Source organism: Xanthomonas sp. NCPPB 3959 (genome assembly GCF_056675575.1).
In genome coordinates this window covers 1-21,747 of sequence record NZ_JBWWVR010000012.1, presented here as the reverse complement: position 1 = coordinate 21,747, position 21,747 = coordinate 1, and the positions used below count along the sequence as shown (strand labels likewise).

The following is a 21,747-nucleotide window of genomic DNA, read 5'->3' as shown; positions in this document are numbered from 1 at the left end:
CGAGAATGCCGCCAACAGAGACTGTGGCGCGGCCTGTGCACACGCACGCACAGATCAAAAATTTGTGCCCTGCGCAGGAAATCCGCGACCGCAATCAGCAAAGTGGCCGCAGTGCAGCATGACGGTGGCTGATGTGCACGTGCAGCATCCAGCGTCATCCCTCATCTCCCTCCAGACGCATGCTTTCCGACACCGGCAGCTCGATGGTGCAGCGCACCCCATCCGGGCCCAGCTCATAGGTGGTTTCGGCCTGCAGTTGATACGGCAGCGCGCGCTCGATCAGCTCGCGGCCGTACCCGGAACCTTGTGGCGCTTCGCCGGGTGTTGGCATGGTCACGCCGGTTTCGCTCCATTCGATCCGCAGCCACGTGCCGTTACCGGTGCGCAGCAGCCGCCAACGCACCTGCAGCTGGCCGCCAGGTTGGGCGAGCGCGCCGTACTTGTTGGCATTGGTCGCCAGCTCATGCAGCGCCAGCGCAAACGTCTGCACGGTGCTGGAGCGCAGACGCACGCCGCTGGGGCCATCCAGCACCACCTGCTCACCCTGGCCTTGCGCGTCGATCGCGCCCATCGCCGAGAGTTCGACATGGATCAACTCATCGAACAGGATGCGATCGCCGTCGTTCAAGCGCGAGAGCAATCCCTGCACGCGCGCCAGCGCGTCCAGGCGGTCGTTGTAGATCAGCGCCAGCTCGGCGATGGTCTTGCTGCTGCGCTGGGTGCGATTGAAGACCACACGCACCACGCCCATCAGGTTGCGCGTGCGGTGCTGCAGTTCGGCCAGCAACACCTGCTGGCGATCTTCCCACTCCCGGCGCCGGGTGACGTCCTGGCCGATCTTGAGATACCCCAGCGGCTCGACACCGGCGTCGCGCAGCGGCCGGGTCGCCCCTTCGATGAAGACGCGGCGACCGTCCTTGCATTGATGCCAGCGGACATTGGGGGCAAAGCCGGTGTGGTGCGCCTGTTCGATCTCGCGCTGCGGCACCCCGGCAAGGCGATCTTCTGCAACGAAGGTCATGGCGATGTGTTGCCCCACCGCTTCTTCGGCGGTCCAGCCGAACACCGCTTCGGCACCAGGGGGCCAGGTCTGGATGTAGCCGCTGGTGTCGGTGGTAAAGATCGCGTAATCCAGCGCGTTTTCAAGAATCACGCGGTAACGCTCTTCGCTTTCGATCAGCGCGCCCTGTGCGCGTGCGCGCTCCAATGCCGCCCAGGTGCGCTCTGCGGTTTCTTCGGCCAGCCGGATCTCGGCGGCCGTCCAATCGCGCGCAGTGCGCTGACTGACCACGAAGCTGGCAACCAGTTGGCCGCTCTTGATCAGCGGCACCACGATCAGCGCACCGATGGCATTGCCCAGATAGGCCGCGCGCTGATCGTCGGGCAATGCCGCATCGATGGCAGTGTCGCGCACCACCCATGTCTGCGCGTCGGTCAGCCAGGGCATCGGCCAATCGCTCAGCGCGAAGCGCCGCGCGTGACTGGTTTCGCCGGGTTGATGCCAATCGCGTTCGACAACGTACTGCTGCGTTTTGCGATCCACTTCAACGTAGTACGCGCGGCCGGCATGCAAATGCTCGCCCAGCACGCACGCGGCGTTGCCCTGGATCGCGGCCGGGTCGCTCAGCGGCCGCAGCGCATCGGACAGCTTCAACAAGAAGGCATTGCGATCCTGCACCTCACGCAACGCCGCTTCGGCCAGCTTGCGGTCGGTGATGTCGAGCACGAATTCGAAACCGGTTCCATCCGGCAGCCGCTTGGCGGCGAACAACGCCCAGCGATGCGAGCCGTCCTTGCGCAGATATTCGCGCTCATAGGGCGTGGTGCTGCCCTTGGCCTTCAACTCTTGAAAGGCCTGCGCGGTCAACTCACGCGCGGTCGCCGGGGTCAGGTTCTGCCAGTTGAGCGTACCGGCTTCAACATCTGCACGGCTGTAGCCGCTCATCTTCAAGAACGCATCGTTGGCATCGGTCAGGCGGCCATCCATATCGAAATATGTCGCGCCCACGGTTTCGATCGTCAGTGCGGTGCGGAAGCGCTCTTCACTGGCACGCAGCAGCTCCTGCGCACGTTTCTGGTCGGAGATATCGCGAAAATACACCGACATACCGCCATCGCTGGTGGGATACAGACTGATGTCGACCCAATGCCCCAGCACCGGCGAGGCGACATCCAGGCGGACCATCTGCCGCGTTTGTGCGGCCTGCAAATGCGCGGTGTGCGTTGCAGAGCCGATCAACGCGGCGAACTCGTCCCAGATCACCTTGCCCAGCAATTGCGCACGCGAGCGCGCCCACAGCGCCTCGGCCTTGCGATTGATATAGGTAAAGCGCCACTGCGCATCGACGCCATAGAACGCATCGGAAATGCTTTCCAGAATGTCGCGGTTACGCTCGGCTAGCATGCCCAGTTCCGCCTGCACCCGGCGTTGTCCGGTCACGTCCTGCACCACGGTCAACCCACCGGTCACCCTGCTGCCATCGCGCAATGCGACCGCAGTGACACGCAACCAACATTCGGCGGTTCCATCGAGGTGGCGGAAATCGATCGGCGCTGTGGTGTCTTGGCCGCGCAACGCGCGCGCACCGGGAAACTGCTGCGGTGGCACCGGGTTGCCCTGCTGGTCGATACCCTGCCACTCGGCTGCGCGCACGCTATCGCGCGAGGGAATGCGATCGGTCAACTGATCGCTCAGCTGCGGGTTCTTGTAGGTGAAACGGCCTTGCGTATCGAACAGACCGACGCCGATCGGAATCTGATCGAGCACCAGCGCCAGCCGCGCCTCGCTATCGCGCAGGCGTTGTTCGGCCTGCTTGCGCGCGGTGATGTCGGCGGCGGTGCCGAACCATTCGGTGATATTCCCCTCCGCATCCAGTGCCGGCACGCCCTTGGTGGCGATCCAGGCCAGGCTGCCGTCCGCACGTCGCACCCGATGCTCGAAAATGATGGGTGTCTTTGCATGGATGCCGGCATCGATCTTTCGCCGCACCATTGCCCGATCGTCATCGGGAATGTAATCCATCAGCCAGGCGCGATTGGGATTGACCGCATCGGCCAGAAAGCCTTTACCGGTCAATGCGCGCATCTCGCCCCAATTCGGGCTCATCCGGTAATGCACTTCGGAACTTACCAGCGACAACGCGGCCAGCCGCGACTCGCTGGTCCGCAACGCCGCCTGAGCACGATTGCGTTCGACATAGTCGGCGGCGGTCCATGCAAGCAGTTCGAGCAACCTGAGTTCGTGCTCTGCCGGCCGATACGGCAGGGTGAATTGCGTACTGAGCAAACCGAGCAACACGCCGGCACGATTGAACAGGGGCGTGAACTGCGCAGCACGGATCCCACTGCACAGCGCGGCCTCGTAATCCGGCGTGCCCTTGAGTGGGGTGAACGTTTCGATGTCTTCGATCACCAGCTGCCGGCGCTCGCGGCGCATGGCATCGCAGGTCGCCTGAAAACCGTCCTTCAAGAACTGCTGCACGAACGGGCTGCGCTCGTCGTGCCCGCGATAGACACGCAGCTCCATGTCGTTGCTGTGCTCGTCGACCAGTTGCACGCAACCGCACTCGGTGCGCGCGAACGTGCAGGCAAGCGCGGTGATGTCCTGCAGCGCTACACGCATCTCGCTCTGCGCTGCAAGGCTGACCTGTAGCGCGTGCAACTTGCGCATGCCGGCCAGCTCTTCCAGCATGCTTGCAGCGCTTTCGACACGTTCCACGTTGTCGATCTGTTCGCCAGGCGCACGTTTCATCGTGACTGGTTTCTCCCTGCGCGCATTATCCGATCTCTCGCCAAGGGTGAAGCGACACAATGCGTAATCGCGAGCGAAGAGGCTGTAGTAGCGTGCTCGACATCTGCCGTGCTGGTGCACGCGCAAGCCTGCGTCTTTGGATGCGCAGCCGACGCGACCGCAAGGTGGTGGTCACTGGCTGGCAGCGTTATCTGGCGAAACACCCAGTCTGCTCTACGGCAACGTCCGCTAGCGGCAAGGCACCTGCGCGCATCGATCTCAGCCGTGACGCGGTGGCGGCTCGAATCCCTCCTCCTCCAGGCATTGCAGCAACGATGACGGTGGCGGCCCAGGCGGTGGCGCATCCGGCACCGGCAACGCGATGTCTTGCGCCGTAGCGCAGGCCTGCAGCGCTGCATCGAATTCGGGATCGTGCGGCGGCGGTGGGCCATGATGGCCGTGCGCAGATGGCGGTGGCGGTGGCGGTGGCAGTGGCAGCGGCGGCGCGCCACCTGGAACGCCGCAGAGGCTGGCGCAGCCGCTCATGCTCAGTGCGGCAAGCAGCGCAGCGGTGACGGCAAAGCTGGGGCGTGTTTGGACCATCGTCGATCTCCCTGGATGGATGCACACGTGTGCGTCGTGCATGCACGTGGCAGAGCGGGCGACGCCCGCGCTTTCGTCCAGCAAAGCCTTGCATGTGCGTGTGCCGCGCATGTGTCGCGCGCGTGTCGCCATCCGCCAAGCGCAGGCGTGCGGCGGCATGCGCTGATCGTGCCGCTATCCCTGTTGCACAAACGCGCAAGCGCTAACGCGTCAGTTCTCGACGACGGCCGGTGCCACGCTGACGGCGGCGTCAGCGGCATTTTCAGGCAGCGATGCCATCACCGCAGCGCGAAAGCGCGCAGCGAATGCGGCATCGTTGGCCTGATAGAAGGCACGCGCGTTGGCCGATAACTGATCCAGCTGCGCCTGTGGCAACGCCAATGCAGTTTCCACCGCGTGCGCGATTCCCGCCTCATCGACGTAGTAATACGAGGCCAGACGCCGCTGGCGCACGTCGGCCACCGGAATCAGCACGCCGTGCTCGGGCCTGACCAATTCGTTCATCGGCTCACCGTCGGTCGCCAATGTCACCGCGCCCACGCTCAACGCTTCCATCAGGTAATGCCCGAAACCTTCGGCTTCTGACGGGCAGATATGGAACAGATGCGCGTTCTGCAGCCGGCGCAGTTCGGCATCGTCGAGATAGCGGACCCGGTGATCGATGTTGGCAGCAACCACCGGCTTGCCGGCGGTGCGCGGGCTCTGCACCACGGTCAGCAGCGGCCACTCCGGATGCTGCTTCCAGGCCTCCAGCAGCACGCGGGTGCCCTTGGCGGTGCTGCGCCCGGCCAGATGGAAGAATGCACGTTGACGCAGCACCCGTGGGTCGTAGCGATCCGGGCTGGTGAATCCGATGAACCGCGTGGTGCAGCCCAGATTGCGAAAGATCCGCTCGGCGTGATGGGTCTTGCACAGCACCGCGTCGAAGCGCGGCAACCGCGGCAGCCACTTGGGCAGCATCCACTCCGGATTGGGCACCAGCAGGTTGGCCTGGCCCAGCGGCAGGCAGCGCGCATACACACGTTCGGAAAAGATCTGCACCGGCACCCGCCCGAACAGCGCGCGGCTGGCCCACAGACGGGTTTCGCGCAGGGTGTCGTGCACCCGCTGGCTGGTGAATCCCACTTCCTGTACCGGCACACCGCCAGCACGCAGGGTCTGCGCCATCAGCACCATGTCGCGGGTCAGGCCCACGCCGTTGTCGCGGCTGATCACCCGCATCATCGGAAACGCCTTGTCATGCGCGCACTCGCCGTTGCAGCGGCACAGTGTCGATGTGATGGCTTCCTTGGCGATGTCCGGTTCTGTCATGTCGCGTCACACGTATGCCAATGGATGACAAATTCAATCATTATGATGCGTGCTCCAGCCTTGCAACTGCGAGCACCATGTATCCGGTAGCCACTACCCTGCGCGGCCAAACCTCCGCGCCACCGACGATGACCTCCATGGACCTGCAACAACCCTGCGTTCTTGTGGTTGACGACGACCCGGACCTGCGCAAGCTGATCGGCGAGTTCCTGAGCGCCCACGGCTACCAGGTGGACGTTGCCGAAAACGTGGCGGAGATGCGCAAGAGCATCGCGCAGCGCCGCCCGGACCTCATCGTACTCGACGTGATGATGCCCGGAGAAGACGGGCTGAGCGCGGCCCGGGCCCTGGCCAGCGAGCGCGGTTCACCCGCGGTCATCATGCTCAGCGCGTTGGGCAACGACACCGACCGCATCATCGGCCTGGAAGTGGGCGCCGACGATTACCTGGCCAAACCCTGCAATCCACGCGAATTGCTGGCGCGGGTGCGCGCCCTGCTGCGCCGCAGCCAGGCCAGCAACGAGCAGGCCGACCACCGCGGCAACGTCTACGAATTCGCCGGCTGGCGGCTGGATGTGGTACGCCGCGACCTGCGCGACCCCACCGGCATCTTCATCAACCTCTCCGATGGCGAGTTCGCGCTGCTGCGCACCTTCGTCGAGCATCCGCAGCGGGTGCTGAGCCGCGACCAACTGCTGGACTATGCGCGCGGCCGCGATACCGATGTCTACGACCGCGCCATCGACAGCCAGATCAGCCGGCTGCGCCGCAAGATCAACGAGCGCGTGCATACCGAGTTGATTCGCACCGTGCGTAACGAAGGCTACATGCTGCTGCCGGGCGTCTCGCGTCTGTGAGCAACCCGGCACGTCGCGGGCTGTCGATCTTTGCGCGTACCTTCGTATTGCTGGCGGTGGCCCTGCTCACCGCCCAGGCGGTCGGCATCGCGCTGCTGGTGATGCGCACCCCGGTCTACGAGCCGCCGGTGCATCCACCGGAGGTGGTGGCGCTGCTGTCCACGCGCATGCCGGCCGGCACCCAGACCTTGACGGTGCGCGAGTCCGCGCAGTCCCCGCTGCCGCCAGCAGGCCAGGTGCGCGATGCGTTTGCCGAAATGCTGCTTGCCCATTGGCTGGATGTGCCCGAGCAGCGCGTGCGCTTCTACCGCAGCGCCGACGATCGCCCGGGCCCGCGCATCGGCATGTCGCTGCCGGGCCAACCGCAGGCGTCCGCGGCCAATGACGGCGATGGCAGCCCTGCCGGCAATCGCCGCGCTACCTCGCAGAGATCGCCGCCAGAGCCGGGGGATTGGCACCGCGATCGCCATCCCGGCGCCTCGCCGTTCGGCAACGGACTGCGCCCGGACGACGCCCCCGGCGCCTGGGAAAGCGAGCGGCTGACCCCGGGCGTGCCACTGCTGGACGGCTTCACCGCCGCGCTGCAGCAGCCCGATGGCCGCTGGCGCACGGTGGAATCGCCGCCACGGCGGTTGTCGGCCGAGTTCAAGACCCACGTGGTGCTGCTGTTCCTGGCAGGCCTGCTAGCCAACGTGCCGCTGGCGTGGTGGTTCTCGCGTGCGCTGTCGGCGCCGATCAAGCGCTTTGCCGAAGCCGCCGACCGGCTGGGCCGCAACCCGGATGCCGCTGCACTGCAACGCAGCGGCCCGCCGGAGATCGTGCGCGCGGCCGACTCGTTCAATGCGATGCAGGCACGCCTGAACCGCCTGATCAACGAGCGCACCCACATGGTGGCAGCGATCGCGCACGACCTGCGCACGCCGCTGGCGCGCCTGTCGTTCCGCCTGGACGGCCTGCAGCCTCCGCTACGCGACAAGGCACTGGCCGACATCGACGAGATGAAGGCGATGATTTCCGCCGCGCTGGATTTCATCCAGAACGATCGCCACCGCGGCGAACGCGCGCCGCTGGATCTGCGCCTGCTGGTGGAAAGCGTGGTCGACAACGCCACCGACATCGGCGCCGAGGCCGAACTGCTGCCCGGCCCGGAGATCACCCTGGACGGCGACCCGCTCGCCTTGCGGCGCGCAGTGATGAACCTGCTGGAAAACGCACTGAAGTACGGCAAACGCGCGCGCCTGCAGTTGCAGCGTGACGGCGAAGACGGCGTGCTGTGGATCGACGACGACGGCCCCGGCATCGACCCGACCCAGCGCGAACAGTTGCTGCTGCCGTTCGTACGTGGCGAGTCCTCGCGCAACCGCGACACCGGCGGCATCGGGCTAGGCCTGTCGGTGGCGCACAGCATCGTGCTGGCGCATGGCGGCGATCTGCGCCTGGACAATCGTGCCGGCGGCGGGCTGCGGGTGACGGTGCGCCTGCCGTGCATGCCGGAGCGGCGCTAAGCCTGGATCGGATCGAGGGTCTTTACCGGACCCGGACGCGCTGATTGCGAGTGCGGCAGCGCGCGCGTGATGCCATCGCCTGCGTGTCACGCTACCGAGATCGCCGCGACGGGAGGTCGCCGGAGCACCGCGTGCGCGATGAGGCGGCAGCTAATGGCGCCTCATCGCACTCAGGTCAAGTCGGGCAGAACTGCAGCGGCGCGCCACATCGGCAACCCACCGCAGCCCTTCAACCCACGCTTACTCACTCAGTACGCAAACTCGCGGAACACCCGATCGATATCGCCGTTCCATGCACCGTGATACAGCGCCAGCTTGCGCTCGGCGGCGGTGACACCGCTCTCGGCGATCTCGGCGATCACATCCACAAAGCCGGTTTCGTCCTGACCGTCGGCATTCAAACGCGCCCGCCGACGCAGGCCTTCGCGCGCGATCTTGACCGCTTCCACGGCCAAATCGCGCACTTTGCCGTTACGGAACGGCAGCCCGAGCGCATGCTTGGGCACGCCATCGCGCAGCGCGTGACGCTCGGTAGGGCTGAAGTCCTTGACCAGATCCCAGGCCGCATCCAGCGCGGTGTCGTCGTATAGCAGCCCCACCCAGAACGCCGACAGCGCGCACAGCCGATCCCACGGGCCAGCATCTGCGCCGCGCATTTCCAGATACTTCTTCAAACGCACTTCCGGGAACGCGGTGGTCATGTGGTCCGACCAGTCGCGCAGCGTCGGCAATGCACCCGGCAATGCCGGCAGCTTGCCTTGCATGAAATCGCGAAAGCTCTGCCCGCTGGCATCGACATACACACCGTCGCGGTAGGAGAAATACATCGGCACATCGAGCAGGTAATCGACGTAGCGCTCGTAGCTGAAGCCGTCTTCGAACACGAAGTCCAGCATGCCGGTGCGATCGGCGTCGGTGTCGGTCCAGATGTGCGAGCGGTAGCTGAGGTAACCGTTGGGCTTGCCTTCGGTGAACGGCGAATCGGCGAACAACGCGGTGGCGACCGGCTGCAGCGCCAGCGACACGCGGAACTTCTTTACCATGTCCGCTTCGGTGGCGTAATCCAGATTGACCTGCACGGTGCAGGTGCGCGTCATCATGTCCAGGCCGAGCGAGCCGACCTTGGGCATGTAGTTCTTCATGATCTGATAGCGGCCCTTGGGCATCCACGGCATTTCATCGCGGCGCCACTTCGGCTGGAAACCCATGCCGAGAAAGCCGAGCTGCAACTCGCCGGCCACCTGCGCCACTTCGTCCAGATGGGTGCCGGTTTCCACGCAGGTGTGATGCAGGGTTTCCACTGCTGCGCCGGAGAGTTCCAGCTGCCCGGCCGGCTCCAGCGTCACCGAGGCGCCGTCGCGCAGCAGCGCGATGGTGTGGCCGTTTTCCTGCACCGGCTCCCAGCCGAAGCGGGTCAAGCCGGTCAGCAGCGCCTGGATGCCGCGCGCACCTTCGAAGGTGGGCGCGCGCAGGTCGTCGAGCTGGAAGCCGAACTTTTCGTGCTCGGTGCCGATCCGCCAGTCCGCGCTGGGCTTTTCGCCGGAGGCAAGTACCTGGACCAGCTCCGCGCGTTCGGTGATCGGCGTTTCGGCAACGTGGCTGGGACTCGACAAGGGCAGGCTCGCAGAAAAATTGAGGGGAACGATGTGGGGATCCTCCCCAGCCACCGCAAGGCCCGCACTATAACCGCCCAACATGGAAGAATTGCCGCCATCGGCCGGGTCTTAGATTTCCATCCATGCTTACTGCATGCAGATGCAGGCGAACACCCACCGTCGCGCTGGCATCACCTGCCGGGACTTCACGCTCACAGCGACAAGCGCAGGCATGGCCGGGGCTGGTCAAGGTCGGGCAGCACCGCAGTCCTCAAGATGCCAGATGGCCATGCGAGGCCAGCATCCATGCGTGCAATAGCGCGGCAACCGCGGCGCTGTTCCAGCCAAAGACATGCGTACACGATCCTGTAGCATCGCCCGGCCATGACTGTTGCGCCCACACCCACCGACGCCCTGCTTGCGCAGATGGCCAGCCTGATGCACTGCGAGCGCGCCGAAGGCTTTGCCTGCGTGAGCGCGCGGCGCGCACACGGCGCGCGCTCGGTGGACCTGACCCAGGCGCAATTTGCGATTCTGCTGCAGGGCCGCAAACACGTGCGGACCGCGACCCAATCGCTGGAGTTCGTGCCGGGCGACCTGTTCCTGGTGACGCGCCGTTGCCGGATCGATGTGATCAACACGCCCGACCCATCAACCGGGCTCTACCTGAGCGCGGTGGTGCCCCTCTGCGAAGAGGCGCTTGCTGCTGCGCGCGCATTGTGGAATGAGCAGCTGCCCGAGGCCGGCGACGCCATCGCGCGGCTGCCGGCGATCGATTTCGACCAGACGCTGCGGCAATGGCGCGATGCGCTGCAACACGGCCTGTATACCGAAGCCCGCCTGGCGCTGACCTCGCTGGTCATCAGTTTGTGCCGCCGTGGTCACGGCGGCCTGCTGTTGCCGCCCGCACCAAGTCTTGCCTCGCAGGTGCGTACGTTGATCACCGCGCAGCCACAGCGAGCTTGGCGCTCACGCGATGTCGAAGACAGCCTGGGCATCAGTGGCGCCACCTTGCGCCGGCATCTGGCCGCAGAACACTGCTCGCTGCGCGAGCTGATCACCGACGCGCGGCTCGCGCATGCGATGGCCCTGCTCTACACCACACGCTGGCCGCTCAAGACCGTGGCCGCGCGTGCAGGCTATCGCTCCACCCGCAGCTTCAGTCAGCGCTTCCAGCAGCGTTACGGGCTGGATCCGGCCAGCATCGGCAACAGCCGCTAGATCGCTGCAGCGAGCGCTTCGCGCAGCGCAATGAGCGAATCGCGCAAGTCGCTGCCGCCAGCATGGCGACATCGCGGCGGTTGCCGCCTTCCCTGGAGTTGCTCATGTCTGTTTCCGTACTGCGTTCGCTGGCGCCGCTATTGCTCGCCGCAAGCGCCACGCTGGCGCACGCCGCTGCGCCCGCGTCCACCCATCCACAGGTTCCCGGCTTTTACCTGCAGCGCATCGGCACGCTGCGCGTCACTGCGTTGTTCGACGGCAGCGTCGCGTTGACGCGTCAACAGCTGTCCAATGTGGACCCGGCAGAGCGCGACCGCCTGCTCGCGCAGGGCTACGTGCCCGAAGACGACAAGGGCCTGCAGACGGCAGTCAACGCCTATCTGATCCAGGACGGCAGCCACCTCAGCCTGGTCGATACCGGCACTGCCCGGTGCCTTGGTCCCGGCCTGGGCCAAGTGCTGACCAACCTGCGCGCCGCCGGCTACGACCCGGCCCAGGTCGACGATGTGCTGCTCACCCACGCGCATCCGGACCACCTGTGCGGTCTGCTCGATGCGCAGGGCACCCCGGCATTTCCCAACGCCACGGTGTGGCTATCCGACGCCGATGCCGCGTACTGGCTGGATCCCGCTTCGGAGGCAGGTGCCGCGCCGATGCTGCAGTTCGCCTTTCCGCTGGCGCGCGCGGCGGCAGCGCCCTATCAGGCCCAGGGTCGGCTGCGCCGTTTCCAGCCGGGCAAGACCGCATTGCCGGCCGGCATCACTGCCCTGGACAGCCAGGGCCACACCCCAGGCCACGTGTCGTATCGCTTTGACGGCGGCGCCGGCGACACGCTGCTGGTGTGGGGCGATGTGTTGCACTACCACGCCGTGCAGTTTGCCCAGCCAGACGCATCGTTCGAGGCCGACAGCAACCGTAGCAAGGCCATTGCCTCACGCCGCAGCATGCTGGCGCAGGCCGCCGACGGCCGCTGGTGGGTGGCCGGCGCGCATCTGCCGTTCCCGGGCCTGGGTCATGTGCGCCGCGAGGGCAACGCGTTCGCCTGGGTGCCGACCGAATTCGGCCCCGTGCCGGCGACGCCTTGAGCGATGGGGCACCCAGGCAAGGTCCCTGTCCCGCAGCGCAGCCCGGCGTCGCCCGGCCCCGATACCGATGCCGCAAATAAAAACGGCGAGCTCTGGCTCGCCATTCTGGACTGCCCGCCGGGCCAGGCGTCATGGCGCCCGGCCCGGCCCGGCTCACGGCTCACGGCTCACTCCGCCGCAGGCGGCGCGCCATCCAGACCCAGCCAGCCGCCGACGATGCCGCGCAGTTCGTCCACGCCCTGGCGCGATTCGCCGGAGTAGGTCTGCACGGTCACGCTGTCGCCAAAGCGCGAGGTCACTTCTTTCTTGACCTTCTGCAGGGTCTGCATCTGCTGGCCACGGCCGAGCTTGTCGGCCTTGGTCAGCAACCCGTGCGCGGGCAGGCCGCGTTCGGCCGCATAGCCGAGCATCTGCAGGTCGTAATCCTTGAGCGGGTGGCGGATATCCATCACCACCACCAGCCCGCGCAAGGCCTCGCGGGTGCGGAAATAGCGGTCGATGAAGGCCTGCCAGTGCGCCTGCAGATCCTGCGGCACCTTGGCGTAGCCGTAACCGGGCAGATCCACCAGGCAGCGCTCGGGCTGGATCTGGAAGAACACCAGCTGCTGGGTACGACCAGGCGTCTTGGACACACGGGCGAGCGCGTTCTGGCGGGTCAGCGCATTGAGCGCGCTGGATTTTCCGGCGTTGGAGCGGCCGGCGAAGGCGACCTCGTAGCCGCCATCGTCCGGCAATTGCCGGGCGTTATGGGCGGACAGGTGGTAGCGGGCTTGTTCGATAAGGAGCGACATCCCCCTAGGATCGCACGTTCGGCGCCTGGCGGTTTTGCTGCACTGTTCGTTGACCCTGGCGCAAAGGCGTGTCGATAATCGAAGCACGCCTGCCACAGCCAGCCTCAAACGCGCGCAGGTCGGGTCCATACGGAGCTTTAGCTGATGCGCCATGCTCGTGTGCTTGTCCTCGCCGCCCTCGCCGTGCCGGTTATTGCCGCCGTGGCGTTTGCGCAATCGGCGGTGACGCCGATCCCCGATCCGCCACCTGTGCGCGTTGCGCCGTTGGAGGTGGACCTGTCCAAGACCACCTGGGGCGATGCCAAGGCGGGCCAGACCAAGGCCGCTGCCTGCGCGGCCTGCCATGGCCCGGACGGCAACCCGGCCGTCGCCATGTACCCGCGCATCGCCGGCCAGACCGAGCGCTACGTGGCGCATCAAGTGGCCTTGATCGCCAGCGGCGAGCGCAATAGCGGCATGGCGGCGGTGATGGTGCCGTTCGTCAAGGACCTCTCTGCGCAGGACATGCGCGACCTGGGCGCCTACTTCGCCACCCAGAAGTCTGCCGCCGGCGTGGCCGACGATGCGGTGGTCAACGAGGGGCCGTACCAGGGCCTGAAGTTTTACGAGGTCGGCGAGAAGCTTTACCACGGTGGCGACATCGCACGCGGCGTGCCGGCCTGCATGGCCTGCCACGGGCCGTCCGGCAGCGGCAATCCGGGACCGGCGTATCCGCGCCTGGGCGGCCAGCATGCCGAGTACGTGGCACGGCGCCTGAAGGAATACCAGGCCGGCACCACCCAGGAGCGCAACCCGGCGCTGTTCAATATCATGGCGCAGGTGGCGCACCCGCTGACCGAGCAGGAGATCCAGGCGCTGGCCAGCTATCTGCAAGGCCTGCACGACCGCGCCGACGATGCGGCCTCCGCGCAAGCACCCGCTGCCGGGACGCCCGCACGCTCATGAGTTGAACGCCACGGCTGCCACACCGCTTCACGACGCCGGTCCCGCGACCGGCGTCGTCGTTTCCCGTCCTCCCCCTATCCCCACGGAGCCTGCATGAAGCTGTTTTCCCGTCTGTCCCTGCTGTTGTTGATCCTGCTGCCGCTGGTGGCCTGCGCTGCCGACAAGAACACCCCGCCGGTCGAGGGCGACGACTACATCGTGATCGACGGCGGCCAGCCGTACGCGCCGCTAGCCGGCAAGGTCGAAGTGACCGAGGTGTTCGGCTACACCTGCCCGCACTGCGCGCACTTCGAGCCAACCCTGGAGGCCTGGGTGGCCAAGCAGCCGTCCTATGTGCGCTTCACCCCGGTGCCGGCGGCATTCGGCGGGTTCTGGGACGCATTCGCGCGTGCCTACTTTGCCGCCGACATCCTGGGCGTGGCCAAGCGCAGCCATCGCGCCATGTTCGAGGCGATCCACGAAAAGCAGAGCGTGCCCTCGCAGAACGTGGCACCGGAAGAACTGGCGGCGTTCTACGCCGACTACGGCGTGCCGCAGCAGCGCTTCGTCGAGACCTACAAGAGCGCGGCGGTAGACGCCAAGCTCGATGCCGCGCGCGACTTCGCCAAGCGCAGCAAGCTCCCCGGCACCCCGGCCATCATCATCAACGGGCGCTATCTGATCGGCGCGCGCAATTACCCGGACATGCTGCGCGTGGCCGACTATCTGATCGCCCGCGAGCACGCTGCGCCTGCCAAGCGCTGAACCGCGTAACCGCCACCGACGGCCGCCCGTGGCATCATGCGCCCCGCGGCCGTCCGGCCCTTTTCTCGCCCCACGCTGGAGATCCAATCCGATGAAGACCCGCTTCGCCCTGACGCTGATGGCGCTGCTGCCGATCCTGGTCGCCTGCAAGGCCCAGGACGGTTCGTCCGACACCGCACCTGCCGCTGCCACGCCGGCTGCTGACACCGCGCCTGCGCCGGCCGCTGCCGCTCCGGCCACAGACCCCGCCGCACCGCCGGCCGTTGGCGAGAGCGCCAGCACGGCCCCCGCCGTCGCACCCAGCGCCGCCCCACGTGCACCGAACGGCCCCGAGCCGGTCGCCGGCACCGACTATCTGGATATCGAAGGTGGCCAGCCGTACCAGCAGGCCGCCGGCAAGATCGAAGTGGCCGAGGTGTTCGGCTATGTCTGCCCTGCCTGCAATGCGTTCCAGCCGCTGATCGGGCCGTGGAAGGCCGGGCTGCCCTCCGACGTGCATTTCGTCTACGTGCCGGCGATGTTCGGTGGCCCGTGGGACGACTACGGCCGTGCCTTCTACGCCGCCGAAACGCTGGGCGTGCAGGAGAAGACCCACGAAGCGCTGTACAAGGCCATCCACGTCGACCAGACCCTGAAGGGCGAGCGCGGCAAGGATTCGGTGCAGGACATCGCCGCGTTCTACGCCAAGTACGGCGTGGACCAGAAGACCTTCATCGACACCATGAGCAGCTTCGGCGTGTCGGCCAAGACCAACCGCGCCAAGCAGTTCGCAACCCGCAGCAAGCTCACCGGCACCCCGTCGCTGATCGTCAACGGCAAGTACCTGGTCAAGGGCCAGAGCTTCCCGGACATGCTGCGTATCGCCGATCACCTGATCGCGCGCGAACGCGCCACGCTGGCCAAGTGACCCGAGCGATCGCCCTCCAGTGAACGCTTCGGATTCGCGCACCCTGCGGGTGCTGACCGCCAATATCCAGGCCGGCTCCAGCACCCGTCGCTACAGCGATTACGTCACCCGCAGCTGGTCGCACGCGCTGCCGTTGGGCAGCAAGCGTACCAGCCTGGACAGCATCGCCAAGCTGGCCGGCGAACGCGACATCGTGGGTTTGCAGGAGGCCGACCCCGGCAGCCTGCGCTCGGGCTTCACCAATCAGACCCACTACCTGGCCGAGCGCGCCGGCTTCGATTACTGGAGCCATCAGCCCAACCGCCGCATGGGCGGGGTGGCCTCCAGCGCGAATGGCTTGCTCAGCAAGCTGCAACCGCTGGAAGTGCAGGACCATGCCCTGCCCGGCCGGATCGGCGGGCGCGGCATCCTGCTGGCCAAATTCGGCGAAGGCCGCGACGGCTTGGCGGTGGCAGTGGCGCATCTGTCGCTGGGCGCCAATTCGCGCATGGCGCAACTGGCCTTCATCGCCGAGTTGTTGTCCGAGCATCCAAACGCAATGTTGATGGGCGATTTCAACTGCATGGCCGACCGGCCGGAGATGCAGGCCCTGTATCGGCATACGCGCCTGCAACCGCCAAGCTGCGAAGTGCACACCTTTCCGAGCTGGCGCCCGGATCGGGCGATCGACCATATTCTGGTCAGCGACAGTCTGACGATCGAACGCATCGAAGCGATTCCCGCCGCGTTTTCAGATCATCTGGCGGTTGGCATGGATATCCGCGTGCCGACGCAGTTGCTGCGTTAAATACCGCGAAAAGTGGCTACGGGTTCGCATAGGCGAACTCGACCGATGACACCCCCTCGACACCGCCTGTGCGATAACGCAGGCGGTTTTTCGTTGGGAGCACAGTCCGTGACACGCCTCTTATGAGTGCGCTGGTATGAGTGCGGTAGAGCCGCAACTGGCACCGGTGCGCACCTTGCGTCCGGTGTTCGTGTTGGCGGCAACGGTGGTGTGTACGTTTGCGTTGCTGGTGTCGTTGTTTCCGTTGGATGCAGGCCGCGTGCTGCTGGATGCGCAGACCTGGGCCTCGCGCAATGTCGGCTGGTACTACCTGCTGGCGATGACGGTGTACCTGGTGTTCGTGCTCGGCGTGGCCTTGTCCAGCTACGGCAACATCAAGCTCGGCGCCGACCACGACGAACCGGAATTCAGCTATCTGTCCTGGGCCGGCATGCTGTTCGCCGCCGGCATCAGCATCACGCTGTTTTTCTTCTGCGTCTCCGAACCGCTCACCCATTATCTGCAACCGCCACAAGGCGGCACCGGCAGCGGCGAAGCCTCCGCACGTCAGGCGATGCAGTTGCTGTTCCTGCACTGGGGCCTGCATGGCTGGGGCGTGTTCGCGCTGGCGGCGATGGCACTGGCTTACTTCGCGTTCCGGCACAACTTGCCGTTGGCCTTGCGCTCGGCGCTGTATCCGCTGATCGGCAAGCGCATCAACGGGCCGATCGGTTACACCGTGGATGCGCTGGGCATCGTGGCCACCGTGTTCGGTATCGGTGCGGACATGGGCTTTGGCGTGCTGCATCTCAATGCCGGGCTGAGCACCTTGTTCGATGTGCCGCATACGCACTGGGTGCAGGTGGCGTTGATCGTGGCAATGATGGGCGCGGCGATTCTGGTGGCGGTGTCCGGCGTGGAAAAAGGCGTGCGCTGGATGTCGGACATCAACATGCTGCTGGCGATCGCGCTGCTGCTGTTCATGCTGTTCGCCGGCCCTACGCAATATCTGCTCAACGCGCTGATACAGAACCTGGGCGACTACCTGGGCAGTGTGGTCAACAAGAGTTTCGACGTGTATGCCTACGGCGGGCGCAGCGATTGGCTGGGCAACTGGACGGTGTTCTATTGGGCCTGGTGGATCGGCTGGGCGCCGTTCGTGGGCCTGTTCATCGCGCGCATTTCGCGCGGCCGCACCATTCGCGAGTTCGTGCTCGGGGTGCTGCTGATCCCGCTCGGCTTCACTCTGGCGTGGCTGTCGATCTTCGGCAATAGCGCGCTGGATCAGTTGCTGCATCACGGCCAGGGTGCGCTGGCGCAACAGGCCATCGATGCGCCGCAGACGGTGCTGTATTCGCTGCTGCAGGGCTATCCGTGGAGCCGCACGGTGATCACGGTGACGGTGGCGGTCAGCTTTGTCTTCTTCGTCACCTCCGCCGATTCCGGCACGGTGGTGTTGTCCACGCTGTCCTCGCATGGAGGCGAGCCGCACGACGATGGCCCGCGCTGGCTGCGCGTGTTCTGGGGCGTGCTCACCGCCGTGGTCACCGCCGGTCTCTTGCTTGCCGGCAGCATGGACGCATTGAAATCGGCGGTGGTGCTGGCATCGCTGCCGTTCTCTGCGGTGTTGCTGCTGATGGCATGGGGCTTGTCGCGCGCGCTCAGCGAAGAATCGCAGCGCAAACGCGCGCAGCTCTACAGCCCCAGCCCGCTGATCGGGCAATCGCGGCATCACCGCGGCTGGCGTCAGCGGCTGGGCCAGGCGATGCATTTCCCGGCGCGTGATGAGGTGTATCGCTTCATGCACGACCAGGTGCGCCCGGCGATCGAAGCGGTCACCACACAATTGCAGGAAGAAGGCTGGCAGGTCAGCAGCCGGCTCGACGACGACGATATGGAGATCAGCGTCGATCACGGCGAGCAGCAAGGTTTTCGCTACCAGGTGGTGATGCGCGGCTACCTGACGCCGTCTTTCGCCGCGCAACGCCTACGCAACCAACGCTATTACCGCGCCGAGGTGTATCTGTACGAAGGCAGCCAGGATTACGACCTGGTCGGTTACAGCCGCGAGCAGATCATCAACGACATCATCGATCAATACGAGCGTCACCTGCAGTTCCTGCATCTCACGCGCTGAGGTGCCGCCGCTGCCGCGTGCGCCCCACAGGAGGTTTGTCATGCCACGTTTTCCCGACCAGTTGCTGTATATCGGCGGCCGCTATGTTCCCGCCCGCGGCGGCCACACCTTCGAGGTGGTCAACCCCGCCACCGGCGAGGTACTGGCCAATGTGCACAACGCCGGTGCCGACGATCTGGACGCGGCGGTAGATAGCGCCAAGGCCGGCCAACAGCAATGGGCGGCACTGACCACGGTGGAACGCTCGCGCATCCTGCTGCGCGCGGTGGCGTTGCTGCGCGAGCGCAACGACGCACTGGCCGAACTGGAAACCCTCAACACCGGCAAGCCGCTGAGCGAAACCCGCAGCGTGGACATCGTCACCGGTGCGGATGTACTGGAGTACTACGCAGGCGTGGCGCACGCGCTGCAGGGCGTGCAGGTGCCATTGCGCGAAGGCAGCTTCTTCTACACGCGCCACGAGCCACTTGGCGTGGTGGGCGCGATCGGCGCGTGGAATTACCCGATCCAGATTGCGCTGTGGAAGGCCGCACCTGCACTGGCGGCCGGCAACGCAATGATCTTCAAACCCAGCGAAGTGACGCCACTGACCGCACTCAAGCTGGCCGAAATTTTCACCGAAGCCGGCCTGCCCGATGGCGTGTTCAACGTGCTGCCCGGCGACGGGGCCAGTGTGGGCACTGCGCTCACCGAACATCCGCAGATCGAAAAGATCAGCTTCACCGGCGGCACCGCGACCGGGCGCAAGGTGATGGCCAGTGCATCGAGTTCGTCGTTGAAAGACGTGACCATGGAACTGGGCGGCAAGTCGCCGCTGATCGTTTGCGCCGATGCCGATCTGGACCTGGCTGCCGACATCGCCATGATGGCCAACTTCTACAGTTCCGGGCAGGTGTGCACCAATGGCACGCGCGTGTTCGTGCCGCGCGCCCTGCGCAACGCCTTCGAAGCGCGACTGCTGGCACGTGTGCAACGCATCCAGATCGGCGACCCGCTGGATGCGCGCACCACCTTCGGCCCGATGGTCAGCGCCGCGCACATGCAGCGCGTGCTCGACTACATCGAACAGGGCAAGGCCGAAGGCGCGCGCCTGCTGTGCGGTGGGCAGCGTCTGCGCGATGGTGCGCTGGCACAAGGCTGCTACGTGGCACCGACCATCTTCAGCGATTGCACCGACGTGATGACCATCGTGCGCGAAGAAATCTTCGGGCCGGTCTTGAGCCTGCTCACCTACGACGACGAGGACGAAGCGATCGCACGCGCCAATGCCACCACGTACGGCCTGGCCGCAGGCGTGGTGACGCCGGATCTTGCACGCGCGCATCGTCTGATTCATCGCCTGGAAGCGGGCATCTGCTGGATCAACACCTGGGGCGAATCGCCGGCACCGATGCCGGTAGGTGGCTACAAGCAATCCGGCGTGGGTCGCGAAAACGGGCTGGCCACCTTGCAGGCCTACACGCGTACCAAGTCTGTCCAGGTCGAACTGGAACGCTACGCGTCGGTGTTTTGAGCGGCTGACACCACCTGGCAGGCAGTCGCCAACGCCATCGGCGACATGCACAAGCCGCAGTGCGCGGCCAGTGCTGCCGTTTCGGGCACAGGCATCGATGCCCCACTGCGCAATCGTTTTGAAAGCCGCTTCAAGCCGGCGCCGCAACAGGAGAACCCCATGCAACGCGAATACGACTACATCATCATCGGCGCCGGCTCGGCAGGCAACGTGCTGGCCGCGCGCCTGACCGAAGACCCGGGCGTCAGCGTGTTGCTGCTGGAGGCCGGCGGGCCCGATTATCGGCTAGATTTCCGCACCCAGATGCCGGCCGCACTCGCCTTCCCGCTGCAGGGACGCCGCTATAACTGGACCTATGAAACCGAGCCGGAGCCGCATATGGACAACCGGCGCATGGAGTGCGGGCGCGGCAAAGGGCTGGGCGGTTCATCGTTGATCAACGGCATGTGCTACATCCGCGGCAACGCCCTGGATTTCGACCACTGGGCCAAGCGTCCGGGCCTGGAAGACTGGAGTTACCGCGATGTGTTGCCGTACTTCCGCAAGGCCGAGACCCGCGACATCGGCGCAAACGATTATCACGGCGGCGAAGGCCCGGTGAGCGTGGCCACGCCGAAGAACGACAACAACGTGCTGTTCCAGGCCATGGTCGATGCCGGTGTGCAGGCCGGGTACCCGCGCACCGACGATCTCAACGGCTATCAGCAGGAAGGCTTCGGGCCGATGGACCGCACGGTGACGCCGCAGGGGCGTCGCGCAAGTACGGCGCGCGGCTATCTGGACATGGCACGTCCGCGCGATGGCTTGCACATCGTCACCCATGCCACCACCGATCGCATCCTGTTTGCCGGCAAGCGCGCGATTGGCGTGCACTACTTGGTCGGCAACAGCAGCGAAGGCATCGACGCGCGTGCACGCCGCGAAGTGCTGGTGTGCGCAGGCGCAATCGCCTCGCCGCAGCTGCTGCAACGCTCCGGCGTCGGCGCACCTGATCTGCTGCGTGCGCTCGACGTGCAACTGGTGCACGACCTGCCCGGCGTTGGCCAAAACCTGCAGGATCACCTCGAGGTTTACATCCAGTACGCCTGCACCAAGCCGGTGTCGTTGTATCCGGCATTGCAGTGGTGGAACCAACCGGCGATCGGAGCGGAGTGGTTGTTCGCCGGCACCGGCACCGGCGCCAGCAATCAGTTCGAAGCCGGCGGTTTCATTCGCACGCGCGAGGAATTCGACTGGCCCAACATCCAGTACCACTTCCTCCCCGTCGCGATCAATTACAACGGCAGCAATGCGGTGAAGGAACACGGTTTCCAGGCGCATGTGGGCTCGATGCGTACACCTAGCCGTGGACGCGTGCATGCCAAGTCGCGCGACCCGCGCCAGCATCCGTCGATCCTGTTCAACTACCAATCCACCGATCAGGATTGGCAGGAATTTCGCGATGCGATCCGCATCACCCGCGAGATCATCGCCCAACCCGCACTGGACGCTTACCGCGGCCGCGAGATCAGCCCGAGTGCGGACTGCAAGACCGATGCCGAACTCGACGCCTTCGTGCGTGCGCGCGCAGAAACCGCCTATCACCCCTCCTGCTCCTGCGCGATGGGTACCGACGATATGGCGGTGGTCGATGGACAAGGCCGTGTGCACGGCATGGAAGGCCTGCGCGTGATCGATGCCTCGATCATGCCGCGCATCATCACCGGCAACCTCAACGCCACCACGATCATGATCGCCGAGAAGATCGCCGACCGCATGCGTGGCCGCACGCCATTGCCACGCAGTACGGCGGACTACTACGTGGCGGGCGATGCGCCTGTGCGTGGGTGATCTGTATTTAGTCCGCGATTTAACCTGCTCGCAAGGTGAACTGGTAAGTGCTGCGGCCGTAAACCTGGGTAGTCGAGGGCGCGGTGCCCTCACCGCACCAGGAGTTTGCTGGCTGCTTTGTTAAAAACCATGCGCACCGAGCATCTCGACTGGTCCTTGCCCGCCCACCGTCGCGGGACCTTACGCGGCATGGATGCCGCGTAAGAG

At 65.7% G+C, this 21,747-nt stretch carries 15 protein-coding genes and 2 pseudogenes; 12 read left to right on the top strand and 5 right to left on the bottom strand.

Going from position 1 to position 21,747, the window contains the following annotated elements; genetic code table 11:
• Positions 1–154: 154 nt before the first annotated feature.
• The 3 genes from AC1KVG_RS14785 to AC1KVG_RS14775 all read right to left on the bottom strand — a co-directional run bounded on the left by AC1KVG_RS14785 (position 155) and on the right by AC1KVG_RS14775 (position 5,644).
• Complete coding sequence (locus AC1KVG_RS14785; protein ID WP_481094885.1) at positions 155–3,751, bottom strand: PAS domain-containing sensor histidine kinase; 3,597 nt, start codon at positions 3,749–3,751, stop codon at positions 155–157.
• Positions 3,752–4,009: 258 nt separating this feature from the next.
• A complete protein-coding gene (locus tag AC1KVG_RS14780; protein ID WP_481094884.1) occupies positions 4,010–4,333 on the bottom strand; it encodes a hypothetical protein in 324 nt (107 codons plus the stop codon).
• A gap of 210 nt (positions 4,334–4,543) precedes the next feature.
• Positions 4,544–5,644: a glycosyltransferase gene (locus AC1KVG_RS14775; protein ID WP_481094883.1), complete on the bottom strand. Its 1,101-nt coding sequence runs from the start codon at positions 5,642–5,644 to the stop codon at positions 4,544–4,546.
• A gap of 137 nt (positions 5,645–5,781) precedes the next feature.
• Here AC1KVG_RS14775 and AC1KVG_RS14770 point away from each other — a divergent pair, with 137 nt between their 5' ends.
• The 3 genes and pseudogenes from AC1KVG_RS14770 to AC1KVG_RS14760 form a co-directional block, all read left to right on the top strand.
• Entirely contained in the window at positions 5,782–6,501 is a 720-nt protein-coding gene (locus AC1KVG_RS14770; protein WP_095575415.1) for a response regulator, read from the top strand.
• Positions 6,498–6,864: pseudogene (locus tag AC1KVG_RS14765) on the top strand (two-component sensor histidine kinase); the annotation flags it as partial. The gene AC1KVG_RS14770 and the pseudogene AC1KVG_RS14765, both read left to right, overlap by 4 nt.
• Positions 6,865–6,926: 62 nt before the next feature.
• Positions 6,927–8,006 (top strand): annotated as a pseudogene (locus tag AC1KVG_RS14760) (ATP-binding protein); the annotation flags it as partial.
• A gap of 248 nt (positions 8,007–8,254) precedes the next feature.
• Here AC1KVG_RS14760 and AC1KVG_RS14755 read toward each other — a convergent pair.
• Positions 8,255–9,619 (bottom strand): glutamate--cysteine ligase, encoded by a 1,365-nt coding sequence (locus AC1KVG_RS14755; protein WP_481094882.1) that lies wholly within the window; start codon positions 9,617–9,619, stop codon positions 8,255–8,257.
• Between the two features lie 366 nt (positions 9,620–9,985).
• Between AC1KVG_RS14755 and AC1KVG_RS14750 the strand changes: the two genes are divergently transcribed.
• Positions 9,986–10,822: a helix-turn-helix transcriptional regulator gene (locus AC1KVG_RS14750; RefSeq protein ID WP_481094881.1), complete on the top strand. Its 837-nt coding sequence runs from the start codon at positions 9,986–9,988 to the stop codon at positions 10,820–10,822.
• A 104-nt stretch (positions 10,823–10,926) separates the two neighbouring features.
• On the top strand, positions 10,927–11,907 hold the full coding sequence (locus AC1KVG_RS14745) for an MBL fold metallo-hydrolase (protein WP_481094880.1): 981 nt from the start codon (positions 10,927–10,929) through the stop codon (positions 11,905–11,907).
• Positions 11,908–12,074: 167 nt separating this feature from the next.
• Here AC1KVG_RS14745 and yihA read toward each other — a convergent pair whose 3' ends face one another.
• Positions 12,075–12,698, bottom strand: coding sequence for a ribosome biogenesis GTP-binding protein YihA/YsxC (gene yihA / locus AC1KVG_RS14740; protein WP_006451633.1), 624 nt, complete (start codon positions 12,696–12,698; stop codon positions 12,075–12,077).
• 144 nt (positions 12,699–12,842) lie between these two features.
• On the opposite strand from yihA, the gene AC1KVG_RS14735 reads away from it, so the two are divergent.
• From AC1KVG_RS14735 to betA, 7 genes are all read left to right on the top strand, one after another.
• Complete coding sequence (locus AC1KVG_RS14735) at positions 12,843–13,643, top strand: c-type cytochrome (RefSeq protein WP_481094879.1); 801 nt, start codon at positions 12,843–12,845, stop codon at positions 13,641–13,643.
• A gap of 93 nt (positions 13,644–13,736) precedes the next feature.
• On the top strand, positions 13,737–14,387 hold the full coding sequence (locus tag AC1KVG_RS14730) for a thiol:disulfide interchange protein DsbA/DsbL (protein ID WP_481094878.1): 651 nt from the start codon (positions 13,737–13,739) through the stop codon (positions 14,385–14,387).
• A gap of 91 nt (positions 14,388–14,478) precedes the next feature.
• On the top strand, positions 14,479–15,294 hold the full coding sequence (locus AC1KVG_RS14725; protein ID WP_481094877.1) for a thiol:disulfide interchange protein DsbA/DsbL: 816 nt from the start codon (positions 14,479–14,481) through the stop codon (positions 15,292–15,294).
• A gap of 49 nt (positions 15,295–15,343) precedes the next feature.
• Entirely contained in the window at positions 15,344–16,081 is a 738-nt protein-coding gene (locus tag AC1KVG_RS14720; protein WP_043889741.1) for an endonuclease/exonuclease/phosphatase family protein, read from the top strand.
• A gap of 136 nt (positions 16,082–16,217) precedes the next feature.
• A complete protein-coding gene (gene betT, locus AC1KVG_RS14715) occupies positions 16,218–18,197 on the top strand; it encodes a choline BCCT transporter BetT (RefSeq protein ID WP_481094876.1) in 1,980 nt (659 codons plus the stop codon).
• A gap of 40 nt (positions 18,198–18,237) precedes the next feature.
• On the top strand, positions 18,238–19,710 hold the full coding sequence (betB, locus tag AC1KVG_RS14710) for a betaine-aldehyde dehydrogenase (RefSeq protein WP_481094875.1): 1,473 nt from the start codon (positions 18,238–18,240) through the stop codon (positions 19,708–19,710).
• Positions 19,711–19,869: 159 nt separating this feature from the next.
• Complete coding sequence (betA, locus tag AC1KVG_RS14705) at positions 19,870–21,540, top strand: choline dehydrogenase (protein ID WP_481094874.1); 1,671 nt, start codon at positions 19,870–19,872, stop codon at positions 21,538–21,540.
• The last annotated feature ends 207 nt before the right edge of the window (positions 21,541–21,747 follow it).